The sequence below is a fragment of the Rhizobium sp. KDH_Rht_773_N genome, from assembly GCF_052946295.1.
Window position 1 is genome coordinate 1,471,971 of the sequence record NZ_CM129525.1, and the last position, 13,303, is coordinate 1,485,273.

At 64.6% G+C, this 13,303-nt stretch carries 13 protein-coding genes; 8 read left to right on the forward strand and 5 right to left on the reverse strand.

Annotated elements, in window-relative coordinates:
• Positions 1-3: 3 nt before the first annotated feature.
• Complete coding sequence (locus tag ACU8HS_RS07505) at positions 4-333, forward strand: TfoX/Sxy family protein (RefSeq protein WP_112565287.1); 330 nt, start codon at positions 4-6, stop codon at positions 331-333.
• Between the two features lie 47 nt (positions 334-380).
• Positions 381-2,042 (forward strand): urocanate hydratase, encoded by a 1,662-nt coding sequence (locus ACU8HS_RS07510; RefSeq protein ID WP_447015690.1) that lies wholly within the window; start codon positions 381-383, stop codon positions 2,040-2,042.
• 9 nt (positions 2,043-2,051) lie between these two features.
• Here ACU8HS_RS07510 and ACU8HS_RS07515 read toward each other — a convergent pair whose 3' ends face one another.
• Complete coding sequence (locus ACU8HS_RS07515) at positions 2,052-2,453, reverse strand: GFA family protein (protein ID WP_447015691.1); 402 nt, start codon at positions 2,451-2,453, stop codon at positions 2,052-2,054.
• Between the two features lie 58 nt (positions 2,454-2,511).
• Positions 2,512-3,765, reverse strand: coding sequence for an MFS transporter (locus tag ACU8HS_RS07520; RefSeq protein ID WP_447015692.1), 1,254 nt, complete (start codon positions 3,763-3,765; stop codon positions 2,512-2,514).
• 91 nt (positions 3,766-3,856) lie between these two features.
• On the opposite strand from ACU8HS_RS07520, the gene ACU8HS_RS07525 reads away from it, so the two are divergent.
• On the forward strand, positions 3,857-4,732 hold the full coding sequence (locus tag ACU8HS_RS07525) for a LysR family transcriptional regulator (RefSeq protein ID WP_447015693.1): 876 nt from the start codon (positions 3,857-3,859) through the stop codon (positions 4,730-4,732).
• On the opposite strand, the gene ACU8HS_RS07530 is transcribed toward ACU8HS_RS07525, so the two are convergent.
• Positions 4,729-5,634: a LysR family transcriptional regulator gene (locus ACU8HS_RS07530; protein WP_112565279.1), complete on the reverse strand. Its 906-nt coding sequence runs from the start codon at positions 5,632-5,634 to the stop codon at positions 4,729-4,731. The genes ACU8HS_RS07525 and ACU8HS_RS07530 overlap by 4 nt on opposite strands.
• Before the next feature lie 142 nt (positions 5,635-5,776).
• Here ACU8HS_RS07530 and ACU8HS_RS07535 point away from each other — a divergent pair, with 142 nt between their 5' ends.
• A complete protein-coding gene (locus ACU8HS_RS07535; RefSeq protein WP_447015694.1) occupies positions 5,777-6,541 on the forward strand; it encodes an SDR family oxidoreductase in 765 nt (254 codons plus the stop codon).
• 46 nt (positions 6,542-6,587) lie between these two features.
• Here ACU8HS_RS07535 and ACU8HS_RS07540 read toward each other — a convergent pair whose 3' ends face one another.
• Entirely contained in the window at positions 6,588-7,451 is an 864-nt protein-coding gene (locus tag ACU8HS_RS07540; RefSeq protein WP_447015695.1) for an NmrA family NAD(P)-binding protein, read from the reverse strand.
• 248 nt (positions 7,452-7,699) lie between these two features.
• On the opposite strand from ACU8HS_RS07540, the gene ACU8HS_RS07545 reads away from it, so the two are divergent.
• Complete coding sequence (locus ACU8HS_RS07545) at positions 7,700-8,620, forward strand: DMT family transporter (RefSeq protein ID WP_113500290.1); 921 nt, start codon at positions 7,700-7,702, stop codon at positions 8,618-8,620.
• 72 nt (positions 8,621-8,692) lie between these two features.
• Entirely contained in the window at positions 8,693-9,904 is a 1,212-nt protein-coding gene (gene coaBC / locus ACU8HS_RS07550) for a bifunctional phosphopantothenoylcysteine decarboxylase/phosphopantothenate--cysteine ligase CoaBC (protein WP_447015696.1), read from the forward strand.
• Here the strand turns inward: coaBC and ACU8HS_RS07555 are convergent.
• Positions 9,891-10,703 carry a class II glutamine amidotransferase gene (locus ACU8HS_RS07555; protein ID WP_447015697.1) on the reverse strand — a complete coding sequence of 271 codons (813 nt, stop codon included), beginning with the start codon at positions 10,701-10,703 and terminating at the stop codon, positions 9,891-9,893. The two genes, coaBC and ACU8HS_RS07555, sit on opposite strands and share 14 nt — an antisense overlap.
• Positions 10,704-11,249: 546 nt before the next feature.
• Between ACU8HS_RS07555 and ACU8HS_RS07560 the strand changes: the two genes are divergently transcribed.
• Both ACU8HS_RS07560 and ACU8HS_RS07565 read left to right on the forward strand, forming a co-directional pair.
• Positions 11,250-11,927, forward strand: a complete 678-nt coding sequence (locus tag ACU8HS_RS07560; RefSeq protein ID WP_112565268.1) for a FadR/GntR family transcriptional regulator — start codon at positions 11,250-11,252, stop codon at positions 11,925-11,927.
• Positions 11,924-13,216, forward strand: coding sequence for a CynX/NimT family MFS transporter (locus ACU8HS_RS07565; protein WP_447015698.1), 1,293 nt, complete (start codon positions 11,924-11,926; stop codon positions 13,214-13,216). Before ACU8HS_RS07560 ends, ACU8HS_RS07565 begins: the two co-directional genes overlap by 4 nt.
• Positions 13,217-13,303: the final 87 nt, after the last annotated feature.

The following is a 13,303-nucleotide window of genomic DNA, read 5'->3' on the forward strand; positions in this document are numbered from 1 at the left end:
ACCATGGCGCGCGATCGCGGCCTGGAAGAGCTGATGCGCGAGGAACTCGGCGACCGGCCGGGCCTCGGCGAAAAGTCCATGTTCGGCGGCTGGGCCTTCATGCTCAACGGCAACCTGCTCTGCTGCGCACGCCATGACGGCATGCTGCTGCGTCTCGGCAAGGGCAATGACGGCTGGGCGCTGGCGCAGCCGGGCGTGATCCAGATGCTGTCGGGCGAGCGGATCATGCATGGCTGGGTGCGGGCCAATGCCGATGTCTATGGCGACGATGCCCTGCGGCGGCGGCTCATCGATGCCGCACTCGCCTATGTGGGACCGATGCCGGCCAAGTGAATCAACCGGTGCGCCTGCGCCGATGACAAAACGACGAGGAACCCAAGATGCCCAAGGCCAATCCACGCCATCCGAAATTTCCCATTCCCGGCGGGCCGGAGCTGCGCGCCAGGGGCTGGCGGCAGGAAGCGCTGCTGCGGCTTCTGGAAAACGTGCTCTCGGTCGGCGAGGACCCCGACAATCTCGTCGTCTACGCCGCCCTCGGCAAGGCGGCGCGCAACTGGGCGGCGCATCGCGGCATCGTCAAGGCGTTGACCGAAATGGACGAGGACCAGACGCTCATCATCCAGTCCGGCAAGCCGATCGGTCTCGTGAAGACCCATGCCAAGGCACCGCTCGTCATCATGGCGAACTGCAATATCGTCGGGCAATGGGCGAAGGCCGAAGTGTTCTACGAGCTGCAGCGCAAGGGCCTGATCTGCTGGGGCGGACTGACGGCCGGCGCCTGGCAATATATCGGCAGCCAGGGTGTCATCCAGGGCACCTATGAGATCTTCATGCGCATTGCCGAGCGCCGGTTCGGCGGCGATCTCTCCGGCCGTTTCGTGCTGACGGCGGGGCTCGGCGGCATGGGTGGGGCGCAGCCGCTGGCGGGACGGATGGCGGGTGCGGCGATCCTTTGCGTCGATATCGATCCGGAACGCGCCCGCAAGCGCCAGCAGATCGGCTACCTGCAGGAGATCGCGCCCGATCTCGACAGCGCATTGGCGATGATCGATGCCGCGGTCAAGGAAAAGCGGGCGCGCTCCGTCGGTCTCGTCGGCAATGCGGCCGAGGTCTATCCGGAAATTGTCCGGCGCGGCATCGTGCCCGATGTCGTCACCGACCAGACCTCGGCGCATGACCTCGTCTATGGCTATGTGCCGAAGGGCATGAGCATCGATCAGGTGAAGGGCCTGCGCGACGACGGCCAGGGCCAGCTGATGGCGGCCAGCCGCGCCTCGATCGTCGAGCATGTCACCGCGATGCTGGAATTCCAGAAACGGGGCTCCGAGGTCTTCGACAACGGCAATCTCATCCGCACACAGGCCCGCGAGGGCGGCGTTGCCAATGCCTTCGACATTCCGATTTTCACCGAAGCCTATCTGCGCCCGCTCTTTGCCCGCGCCATCGGCCCGTTCCGGTGGATGGCGCTCTCGGGCGAGGAGAGCGATATCGCCCGCATCGACGACCTGCTCATGGACATGTTTCCCGACAACAAGATCATCACCAACTGGATCCGGCTGGCGCGCGAGCATATTCCCTTCGAAGGGCTGCCGGCGCGCATTGCCTGGCTCGGCCACGGCGAGCGCACGGCGCTGGCGCGACGGGTCAACGAACTGGTCGCCAATGGCGAGCTCAAGGGTCCGGTCGCTTTTTCGCGCGACCATCTCGATGCCGGTGCGATGGCGCATCCGAACATCATGACGGAGCGCATGAAGGACGGTTCCGACGCCATTGCCGACTGGCCGCTCCTCGATGCGATGATGCTCTGCTCCTCGATGGCCGATCTCGTGGTCGTCCATTCCGGCGGCGGCGGTTATGCCGGCTACATGACGAGCTGCGGCGTCACCGTCGTTGCCGACGGCTCTGAGGCCGCCGACGAACGGCTCGACCATGCGCTGACCAACGATACGGCGCTCGGCGTCATGCGTTATGCCGACGCCGGTTATGACGAGGCGCTGGACGAGGTGGCGAAGAAGGACGTGCCCTATATCCGGCTTGGCTGAGGGCCGCCGTCACAGATGCCGCGTTTCGGCAGGTGCGGCGTCATACCGATCCTGCATGCCGTCAAAATAGGCGACGGGAGCTGCGGCAAGCTCCTCCGCGCTGGCGTCGTCAAGGCAATTGACGGCGACGGCGATGAAGGGGCCGATCGTCTCGTTGTCGTTGCGTGCAAAGGAAGCCACGCCGCAGCTCCCGCAGAAAAGATGATGGATGGAGCCGGAGCCGAACAGATATTCGCGCAACCCGTCCCTGCCCGACAGCAGCCTGAAATCCTGCGGCTGGACGACCGCGAGCCAGCTGCGTTTCTTGCGGCAGATGGAGCAGTTGCACTTGAACGTGCCCGCCGAAAGATCAAGCCCGGCCTCGTAGGCAACGGCGCCGCAATGGCAGCTTCCATGGTAGGTCTTTTTCACGACGGTCCTCCGGCCTTTATTTAACTCATAGGTTAAATTAATCGACGGAGGCGAGAAGTCAAGCGCGGCGGCGGGCGAGGCGGCGCGCGGTCAACGCGGACAGGAGAGCGAGCGTCATCATGGCCAGCGTGAAGATCACCACCGCCGACCACCCCTCCATCGCCCAGAACCAGCCGCCGGCGGAGCCCATGACGCTGGAGCCGATATAATAGGCGAGCATATAGAGCGAGGAGGCGTGCCCCTTGGTGCCGTCCGCGAGCCTGCCGACGAGGCCGCTTGCCACCGAATGCGTCATGAAGAAGCCGCTGGTCAGCACGACGATACCGAGGATGATGAGCGGCAGCGAGGCAAAGAGCGTCAGCGCGCCGCCTGTGGCGGTGATGACGATGCCGGCGAGGAGCACGGTGAAATGGCCGAGCCGGTCTCCCAGAAGGCCGCCAACCGAGGAAGCGCCGATGCCGAACAGGTAGACGGTAAAGATCAGGCCGAGTTCGGTCTGGTTCAGTTCGTAAGGGGCCGCCACGAGGCGGAAGCCGGCATAATTATAGATCGTCACGAAGGAGCCCATCGCAAAAAAGGCGATGGCGAAGATGAAGGGCAGCGCCGGGTTGCCGAGATGCCCCATCCATGCCTTCAGGTGAAACCGCGGATCGAAGCCGGCGCGGCGGGCGAAGTTGCGCGACGGCGGCAGGAGCGCGATAAAACCGATCGCCGCCGCAAGACCGATGGCGCCGATCAGGAACAAAGCCGGCCGCCAGGAGAGATATTCGGCGAAGATGCCCGTCAGAACCCGGCCTGACATGCCGCCGAAGGCCGTGCCCCCGACATAGAGGCCCATCGTGGCGCCGAGGCCGCGCGGTTCGATTTCCTCCGCGAGATAGGCCATGGCGACGGCCGGAACGCCGCCGAGCACGAAGCCCTGCAGCGCGCGGATGACCAGCAGCAGATGCCAATTCGGCGCAAAGGCGGTGGCAATCGTCAATACGGCCGCACCGACCAGCGAGATCGACATGAGGCTGCGGCGGCCGAGCCCTTCCGAAACGGCGGCGGCGCAGACGATGGCGATCGCCAGAAAACCGGTGGAGAGCGACAAAGCCAGCGAACTTTCGGCGGGGCTGACGGCGAACTCCCGCGAAAAGCTCGGCAGGAGCGGCTGCACGCAGTAGAGCAGCGAGAAAGTGGCAAAACCTGAAAGGAAGAGGGCGAGGCTGGCGCGCCGATAGGCGCCGCTGCCGCGCGTCAGATAGTCTTCGGGCTGTCTTTTGTCGGTCGCCGGCAGGCCGGCAACGTCCTGGATCGCGGAGTCGGACATTTTCAATTCCTTCCTGCCTCCGATCTAGTCAGGACGGCTCCATTTGTCCAATATATGAAACTGGCGATCCTGATAGGTTTTGGAGATGGCGATGGAGCTGCGGCATCTGCGATATTTTCTGGCGGTGGCCGAAGAAGGCAATTTCACGCGGGCGGCCGCGCGCCTCGGCATCGGCCAGCCGCCGCTCAGCCAGCAGATCCGTGATCTGGAGACAGAAATCGGAGCGATGCTTTTCCATCGCGTGCCGCACGGGGCGGAGCTGACGAAAGCCGGCGCGGCCTTCCTGCCTGAAGCGAAAGCGTCGCTTGCGGCGGCGGAGAAGGCGCGGCTGGCGGCGCAGAGCGCCAATCGCGGAGAGACCGGCAGGCTGTCGCTCGGCTTCACAGCCTCTTCCGCCTTCAACCCGATCGTCAGTACGACGATCCGGCGCTTTCAGGCCCGCTGGCCGGATGTGCTGTTGTCGCTGACGGAGATGAATACGCTCGGGCTGGTGCAGAAGCTGGAGCGCGGGGAGCTGGACGCGACCTTCATGCGACCCGGCCTTGACGATCCCGATGGCATCAGGCTGAAGCGCCTGCCCGACGAGCCGATGGTGGTTGCGCTTCCGGCCAGCCATGCGCTGGCAAGGCAGAAGACGTTGCCGCTCGCCTCGCTGGCGAAGGAACCTTTCATCCTCTTCCCGCGTCTCGTCGGCCTCAGCCTCTATGACGACGTGGTGCGCGCCTGCCGCGAGGCGGGCTTCGAACTGACGGTCGCGCAGGAGGCGCCGCAAATCTCCTCGGTCGTCAATCTCGTCGCCGCCGATCTCGGCGTCTCGATCGTGCCGGCCTCGATTTCGCAGATCAAGCTCGCCGGCGTCGCCTACCGGCCGATCCAGGGACCACCGGCGGTGGCGCGTCTGGCACTTGCCGTGCTGCGCAGCCAGCGCTCTCCCGTGACCGAGAATCTCATGGGTCTTCTGAACTAACCCTCCGGATCCCAATAGGGCGGGTCGCCGAACGTCTTTTTCAGATGGTCGGCGATGGCGCGCAGCTTGGCGGAAGGATTTCGGCCTTCGGGATGGGCCATGTAGATGAATTCGGGCTCCGGCCTGGCGCCGACATCGATCTCGACGAGGCGGCCGTCGCGAATGGCGGGACCGGCGATGAAGGTCGGCAGAAGCGCGATGCCGAGGCCTTCGATCGCCGCGTCATGCAGCATGTCGCCGTTGTTGATGCCGAGACCCAGCTTCGCCCGGATGATGACCGTGCCCTCCTGCGCCTGGAAGCGCCAGTCGGCGACGCCGCGATTGGTATAGAAGATGCCGCGATGACCGTTGAGATCGGACAGGGAGCCGGGTTTGCCGTGCCGCTCGATATAGTCGGGCGACGCCACGAGCAGCCGCCGGCTGCGGGCGAGCTTCCAGGCAACAAGCCGCGTATCGGCAATGGCGCCATGGCGGATGATGGCATCGTAACCGTCCGAGGCCGGATCGACACGCCGGTCATCCATATCGAGCGTCAGCGCAATTTGCGGATGCGCCTTCAAAAACGGATAGAGGGCGGGGCCGAGATGCAAGCGGCCAAAGGTAACGGGAGCGGCGATACGCAACGGACCGGAGAGCGTGCCGCGACGCTCGGCCATATCGGCCTGCGCATCCTCCATCTCGCGGACGATGCGCCCGGCGCGCTCCAGAAAGGCAGCTCCATCCTCCGTCAGCGTTAGCTTGCGCGTGGTGCGATGGACGAGCATGGCACCCAGCGTCTTTTCCAGTTCCGCCAGCCTTTCGCTGACGACGGATTTCGACAGCCGCAGCCGCCGGGCGGCCTCGCTGACCGAACCGGCCTCCACCACGGCGACGAAAGCCGCAATCCCCTCAATCTTCATCATGGCCTGGCTTCATCATCGTTCGGCTTTTCCGAATTCGAGCTCCGCAATCAGGACACTAATCCGAACGAAAGAACAATGCCATCTTCCCCTCATCGAAACCGGCCGGCAAGGCCGATCCAACCCAGATCGAGGAGATGAAACAATGAACCGTCTGTCCAACAAGGTCGCAATCGTCACCGGCGCAAGCTCGGGCATCGGTCGCGTGACCGCCAGGCTTTTCGCCGCCGAAGGCGCCAAGGCCGTCGTCGGCGCCCGCCGCCAGGCCGAACTCGATAGCCTGGTTGCCGAAATCAGGGCTGCCGGCGGTGATGCGGTTGCCGTTGCCGGCGACGTCCGCTCGGAAGACTATCACAAGGCGCTGGTCGCGGCCGCCGTTGAACGTTACGGCAAGCTCGACATCGCCTTCAACAATGCCGGCACGATCGGCGAGGCTGGTCCGAGCACGGACGTTTCGGAAACGGGTTTTGCCGACACGCTGGCGATCAACCTGACGGCCTCCTTCCTTGCCGCCAAACATCAGATCGCCGAGATGGCCAGGCATGGCAGCGGCTCGGTGATCTTCACCTCGACCTTTGTCGGCTACAGTTTTTCCTTCCCGGGCGTGGCCGCCTATGCCGCCAGCAAGTCCGGTCTCATCGGGCTCACACAAGCGCTCGCGGCCGAATACGGTCCGCAGAACATCCGCGTCAATGCCGTCCTGCCGGGTGCCGTCGATACGGACATGTATCGCGAAATGAACGACACGCCGGACAAGCAGGCCTTCATCACGAACCTGCATGCGCTGAAGCGTGTCGCGACCCCGGAAGAACTTGCGCGCTCCGTGCTCTATCTCGCATCCGACGATGCAAGCTTCGTCACCGGCACGGCCTTACTGGTCGACGGCGGCATTTCGATCACGCGCACCTGAAAGCAACGCGTATGGGGCCGCGGCTCACTGACTGCGGCCCTCGCATTCACACGCCCGCGACGAGGCGGCGGATTGCCGTCTCGATTGTCGTCGCGCCTTTCAGCGATTTCTCGCGACCGCCCTCGAATTCGATCCAGCCTTCGTTGAAACCGTCGAGCATGCGCATGCGGGGTTGCGGGTTCTTCATGCCCTGGGCACGGAACAGCTCTTCCCAACGTTCCCGCGGCACGACCTCGGCTTTCACCTCCTTGCCGAGCGCCCTGGCGAAGGCGGCGGCAATCATGGCCGGACTGATACGCTCCGGCGCTTCCAGCTCGACCGCGCTTACCCCCTGCCAGTCCTTGCGCAGCATCTGCGCGCCGAGCGCGCCGATATCGTCAACGGCAACCATCGGCACGGCGCGGTCGAGCGGCTGCAGGAAACTCGGTATCACACCGCTTTCGCGCGCCGGCGCCACATCCCAGGCAGCGTTCTCCATGAACCAGGCGGCGCGCAGGAAAGCCACCGGGATAGAAAGAGCTGCAAGCTCTTTCTCGACAATGCCGAGCTGGCTCAGGAGGTTCGGCTGGCTCGCCTGGGCGCCGACCGTCGACAGGCAGACCAGTTTTCCAGGCCGTGCCGTCTCGAGCGCGGTCTTCAGCGTCGCCAGCATGTCCTTCACTTCAGGAAAGCCGGGCGTCGGGTCGAAAAGCGGCGGGATGACGAGGAAGACGGCATCCGCGTCCGTGAAGGCGGCGGTCAGCGATGCGGCGTCGAACATGTCGGCGACGGCGATCTCGCAGCCACGCGCTTTCCAGCCGGCGGCCTTTTCGGGATTTCTGACGACGGCACGGACCTCGGCACCATCCTTCAGCAGATGATCGGCAACGGCCGCGCCGACCTGGCCCGTCACTCCGGTTACAGCAAACATTGAGGCAACTCCTTTGTTGATCGGCCCCACTATGTCGCCGCGGTATCTTTGACTGAAGTGCGCTTTCGTCACTTGATTGATGATCTCAGAGCAACAATGACGTCCTTTGTCCCAAAGCCGCCCCGGCCATGTCGCAGAGAGGCCCTTGTGTCGGCGGCCGATAGGGCATATCGGGCTAGGCAACATCCTTTCGCGGCCGCTCCCATCCCCTTCCTGCCGGAGCGCGGCTCATCTCTTCGGAGCATCACATGCTGATCGGCATCCTCTGCGGTCTCGCCACCTGCGCGCTGTGGGGGCTCAGCTTCGTCGCCCCGCGCGTCGTCGTGCCCTATACGACGATCGATCTGACGGTCGCGCGCTACGGACTCTTTGCCGCCGTCAGCCTGATCCTGATGGTCAATCCGCGCTTCCGCCCGGTGGGCTTGCGGCGCTCGCTGCTCCTGACCGGCATCGCCCTCGGCGGCTTCGGCTATGTCGGTTATTTCATGAGCATTTCCTATGCCGTGCGCTATGCGGGCACGGCCATTCCGCCGCTCGTCATCGGCACGATGCCGGTGCTGCTTGCCATCATCGCCAATTTCAAGGACCGCTCGATCGGATGGAGCGCGCTGGCGCTGCCGCTGATCCTGATTGCCGCCGGCATCGGCTGGGTGAATGTCTCGATCTTCGCCAGCACGCCCGCCGGCGACCAGACCGGCATCCTGCTCGGCATCGCCGCCGCGCTGATCGGGCTGGCGCTGTGGGTTGTCTACGGCCTCATCAGCGCGGCGGTCATGCAGTCTGCGGAGGCTCCGAGCGCCATGCACTGGACTGCCCTGCAGGGGATCGGCGCCGGCATCGGCGCCGTCATCCTCCTGCCCTTCACCTCGATCTGGGAAAATATCAGCTTCACCGGCGAAGAGACCTTTCATTTCGTCCTCTGGGTGGCGGTGATGGGTATTGCCGGCTCCTGGCTTGCCACGCTTTCCTGGATGATTGCCGCGCGCCTTCTGCCGCTGGCGCTCGCCGCTCAGCTTATCGTGGCGGAGACCGTCTTCGGTCTTTTCTACGGCTTCCTGTTCGAGCAGCGCATGCCGACCGTGCCCGAAGCCGGCGGTGCGATCCTGCAGCTGGCCGGCGTCGGCATGGCGATCGCGATCTTCACGCCGAGGCGGGTCAAGGCGACCTGAATGCCGGCGATTGCATGTTTTCCGCCAAAGGCTTAGGGTCCTTCTCGGTCAAAAGAAGCGACGGGAAAGACCATGGCTCTCAGCGGCAAACGCATCCTCCTCCTCATCTCGGGCGGCATCGCGGCCTATAAGAGCCTCGATCTGATCCGCCGCCTGCGCGAACGCGGTGCTTCCGTGCGCCCGGTCATGACAAAGGGGGCGCAGGAATTCGTCACTCCGCTTGCCGTCGGCGCCCTTGCGGCCGACCACGTCTTCACGGATCTCTTCTCCCGGCAGGACGAGCAGGATGTCGGCCATATCCGGCTGGCACGGGATTGCGATCTGGTGCTGATCGCGCCGGCTACCGCCGACCTGATGGCGAAGATGGCGCATGGCCTTGCCGACGACCTGGTTTCCACCGTGCTGCTCGCCACCGACCGCACGGTGCTTGCCGCCCCCGCGATGAACCCGAAAATGTGGGCGCATCCGGCAACGAAACGCAATGTCGAAACGTTGCGGCGCGATGGCATCCGCTTCATCGGCCCCATGGCCGGCGAGATGGCGGAAAGCGGCGAAGCCGGCACCGGCCGCATGGCCGAACCGATCGACATTGTGGCGGCGGCCGAAGCGCTGCTCGACGACGGCCCGAAGCCGCTTGCGGGCAAGCGGGCAATCGTCACGTCAGGCCCGACCCATGAGCCGATCGATCCGGTGCGCTACATTGCCAACCGCTCCTCCGGCCGGCAGGGACACGCCATTGCGAGCGCCCTTGCGCGGCTTGGCGCCAATGTGACGCTGGTGTCCGGTCCGGTAACGATCCCCGATCCCGTCGGCGTCAGGATGGTGCATGTCGAACGGGCCGAAGAGATGCGCGACGCCGTACTGGCCGCCCTTCCCGCCGATGTCGCGGTGATGGTGGCAGCGGTCGCCGACTGGCGTGTCGCCTCGGCCGCCGACCAGAAAATCAAGAAGCATCCCGGCGAATCCATCCCGACACTGGCGCTGACGGAGAACCCCGATATCCTCAAGACCGTCGGCCATCACACGACGCGGCCGACGCTGGTGATCGGCTTTGCGGCGGAGACGCAGGACGTCGAGGCCAATGCCAGGGTGAAACTGGAGCGCAAGGGCGCCGACCTCATCGTTGCCAATGACGTCTCGCCATCAACCGGCATCATGGGGGGCACGCGCAACAGCGTGAAGCTCATCCGCCGCGACGGCATCGAGCAGTGGCCCGATCTTTCCAAGGACGAGGTCGCCGAGCGACTGGCGGCGCTGATCGCCGAGCAGCTTATGCGAGGATAGAAACTGGCTCCGGCCTCTTGGCCGGACGTTTTTCCGGCTGGAAGGCGGCAATCTCGAGGCCGTCGGCGCTGACAGTCACCGCACTGCCGTCAGGGATTTCCTGCCAGGCATCGCCATCATCGTTCAGCGGCTCGGAAACGAGGCAATATCCCTTGGCCAGCGGCGAGGCATAGAGCGTCGGCGCCCGGCGGTCGGTGGCATAGCGGATCGCATAGAGGGACTTGCCGTCCGAGAAGGCGGCCGTGAAACGCAGCAGCGCGGAACCGAGAATTTTCTCCGCCAGACCTTCGACGAAGGCGATCGTCTCGGCGATCGCGGCAATCGGTGCGTCCCGCAGGCCGAACTGGAGGGCGAGCAGGAACATGAGCTCGGAATCCGTCGTGCCGCTGCGGGCGTTGAACAGGTCGTCGCCGAGCATGGATTCCATCGGCCGGCGCAGACGCTCGAAGCCGGAAATCTGTCCGTTGTGCATGAAGGACCAGGTTTCATGCGTGAAAGGATGGCAATTGTCACGCCGCGTACCGCCGCCGGTCGCGGCCCGCACATGGGCGAGGAAGAGCGGCGAGCGGATCTGTCGCGCCAGGCTCTTGAGGTTGCAATCGGACCAGGCCGGCAGGATATCGCGGTAGCGGCCGGGTTCCGGCCGGTCGCCATACCAGGCGATGCCGAAGCCGTCACCGTTCGTTGCCGTCTTGGCGCGGGTGGCGCAATGGGACTGCTCGATCAGGGAATGGGCGGGCGAGGATACCAGCTCCTCCAGGTAGAGGGGTTCTCCGCGATAGGCTGCCCAGCGACACATGCTCTTGCTCCGGCCCGCCGCCTGCTGCGGCAGGAATGCTGAAAACGTCTTCGATTGTCTGACGCTACGGCTAATAACGACTTAACAGCCACCCGATTTGCAAGGCGAAGATGACGAATTCTTGACGATGCTCAAGATCACTTTCCGCAAAAGCGATAGGGATTTGCGTGATCACCGCGGCAGAAAACCAGGCAATTGAACGATTTGGTCAGACGCCGGCTAAAAAACAGCCATGCGATTTTTTCTTGCATCTCAGGGGAAACGGCCTACCTTTAGATCATTATCAACGTAACGAAAGGAAGGTGATCCAATGTCTAATGAGTTTTCGGACCTCGTAACGGGCATGGAAGTGGTGATGAAAGCGAGGCAGCCCTCGCTCTAAACCCCACCTTCCTGGGGCCGCATCAGACGGTCCGGCCGGTTACAGGCCAAACCTCATGGAAAGGGTCGCGAGAGCGGCCCTTTTTTAATGCCGCCTTCACGCGTTGACGATCAGCAGAAATGGCTCTATTCATAAAGTCATCAGATGATTTTATGAATAGAGCCATGCAACCTCTCAGCAAAACCAATCTTGCCGACACGGCCATCGAGGCGATCCGCAGCGAAATCCTGGCCAAGCGCTGGGCCATCGGCGAGAAGCTGCCGAACGAGGCCACGCTTTCGGCCATGCTCTCGGTCAGCCGCGGCACGGTGCGCGAGGCCGTGCGCGTTCTCGTCGCGCAGGGCCTGCTGGAAACGCGGCAGGGCTCGGGCACCTATGTGCTTTCGACCGCCGACAGCAGCCGGCCGCTCACCATGGCGCGCCGCGCCAGCCTCAGAGATCAGTTCGAGGCGCGCTGCGCGCTCGATGTCGAAGGCGCGCGGCTTGCGGCCGTCCGCAAAACGCCGGACACCATCGCCAAACTTCGCGCCTTGCTTGCCGAACGCGGCAATTACGAAGGCGGCGATCCGGCAGGCTTCATCGAACGCGACCTTGCCTTCCACAAGGCGGTCATCGCCGCCTCCGGCAACCGGGCGATGATCGAGATCTACGATTTCTTCTCCGTCTCGATCGCACAAACCATTGCCGCCACACTCGACAAGGCGATTCCCGAGCCTGACATGCAGGCGCATCAGGCGATCGTCGACGCCATAGAGACCGGCAGCCCCGAAAAGGCCGATGCTGCGGTGCGCGGCTTTATGGCACCCATCCTTTCCGCTCTCGACCGGATGCTTCTTTCATGACGATACCCATACAGGATGCCACGCACTCGTTCGACGCGATCGACGAGACGATGATCGATGCCGAAATCGACAGCGTGCCTTTACCTCTGCCGCCGCGCAAGCAGGGTGCTGCGGCGCGCTTCCTGCTCGGTGCAAGCCTCGTGCTGATCGCCTTCAACCTGCGGCCGGTATTTTCCAGCGCTTCCGCCCTGCTGCCGGAGATCCGGGCCGAACTCGGCCTGTCACCGCTCGGCGCCAGTCTGCTGACCACCCTGCCCGTCGTTTGCCTGGGCGCCTTCTCGCCGCTTGCTCCGTGGCTCGCCCAGCGCATCGGTTCCGAGCGGACGCTGCTGGGCGTGCTCCTGCTCTTGACGCTCGGCACGGCGCTGCGCGGCCTTTCCTTCATCCCGCTGCTGTTTTTCGGGACGGCGCTTGCCGGTGCTGCGATCGCCGTCGGCAACGTGTTGTTGCCCGGACTGGTGAAGCGCGACTTCGCCGCGAACGCGGCTCTGATGACCGGTCTCTACACGATGGCGCTCTGCGCGGGCGCTGCCGGCGCCGCCGGCCTGACACTGCCGATCGAACATGCGCTCGGCGGCTCGCTGGAAGGCGCACTCGCCGTCTGGGCGCTGCCTGCCCTCGTTGTCGGGCTGGTCTGGCTGCCGCAGGTTTTTGCAAGCAGCCAACAGGCGCGGCACAGCGGCTTCCGTGTCGAGGGCCTGTGGCGCGACAGGCTCGCCTGGCAGGTCACGCTGTTCATGGGCCTGCAATCGGCGCTTGCCTATTGTGTCTTTGGCTGGCTGGTGCCGATCCTGCGCGAACGCGGTCTCGACGGCGTCGTGGCCGGCGGCATCGTTTCGGTCTCCGTCATGGTGCAGGCCGCCGCCTGTCTCGTCGTGCCGCATGTCGCGGTACGCGGCAGGGATCAGCGCCTCACCAACGCGGCGCTCTGCGCCGTCGCCGTCATCGCGCTTCTCGGCCTGCTCTTTGCGCCCCTTTCCACGGTCTGGCTCTGGGCCGTGCTGCAGGGTATCGGTCAGGGCGGGCTGATTGCCGCGGCGATGACGACCATCGTGCTGCGTTCGCGCGATCCGCATGTCGCCGCTCATCTTTCCGGCATGGCGCAATGCGTGGGCTACCTGCTCGCCGCCATCGGCCCGTTCATCGTCGGCCTGATCCGTGGCTGGACGGGCAGTTTCGCCTGGTGCGCGGTGCTTTTCGTCGCGCTCGGACTTGGCGCGGCCTTCAACGGCTGGCGGGCCGGCCGTGCCCTGTACGTGAACGCCCGCACCATCGAGAAGGGCGAATGAGCCGGGCTCACTTGCCCATCACCATCTCTTGATCTCCATCGAAGGCAGGCGGCTGCTACCCTATCTCAGCCGCATTCCGACCCGCCG

Bases quoted from the DNA above. Each gene is read 5' to 3' on its own strand.
- ACU8HS_RS07505 (WP_112565287.1), top strand. From the start codon at position 4: ATGGCGCGCGATCGCGGCCTGGAAGAGCTGATGCGCGAGGAACTCGGC.
- ACU8HS_RS07510 (WP_447015690.1), top strand. From the start codon at position 381: ATGCCCAAGGCCAATCCACGCCATCCGAAATTTCCCATTCCCGGCGGG.
- ACU8HS_RS07520 (WP_447015692.1), bottom strand. From the start codon at position 3,765: ATGTCCGACTCCGCGATCCAGGACGTTGCCGGCCTGCCGGCGACCGAC.
- ACU8HS_RS07525 (WP_447015693.1), top strand. From the start codon at position 3,857: ATGGAGCTGCGGCATCTGCGATATTTTCTGGCGGTGGCCGAAGAAGGC.
- ACU8HS_RS07530 (WP_112565279.1), bottom strand. From the start codon at position 5,634: ATGATGAAGATTGAGGGGATTGCGGCTTTCGTCGCCGTGGTGGAGGCC.
- ACU8HS_RS07535 (WP_447015694.1), top strand. From the start codon at position 5,777: ATGAACCGTCTGTCCAACAAGGTCGCAATCGTCACCGGCGCAAGCTCG.
- ACU8HS_RS07540 (WP_447015695.1), bottom strand. From the start codon at position 7,451: ATGTTTGCTGTAACCGGAGTGACGGGCCAGGTCGGCGCGGCCGTTGCC.
- ACU8HS_RS07545 (WP_113500290.1), top strand. From the start codon at position 7,700: ATGCTGATCGGCATCCTCTGCGGTCTCGCCACCTGCGCGCTGTGGGGG.
- coaBC (WP_447015696.1), top strand. From the start codon at position 8,693: ATGGCTCTCAGCGGCAAACGCATCCTCCTCCTCATCTCGGGCGGCATC.
- ACU8HS_RS07555 (WP_447015697.1), bottom strand. From the start codon at position 10,703: ATGTGTCGCTGGGCAGCCTATCGCGGAGAACCCCTCTACCTGGAGGAG.
- ACU8HS_RS07560 (WP_112565268.1), top strand. From the start codon at position 11,250: ATGCAACCTCTCAGCAAAACCAATCTTGCCGACACGGCCATCGAGGCG.
- ACU8HS_RS07565 (WP_447015698.1), top strand. From the start codon at position 11,924: ATGACGATACCCATACAGGATGCCACGCACTCGTTCGACGCGATCGAC.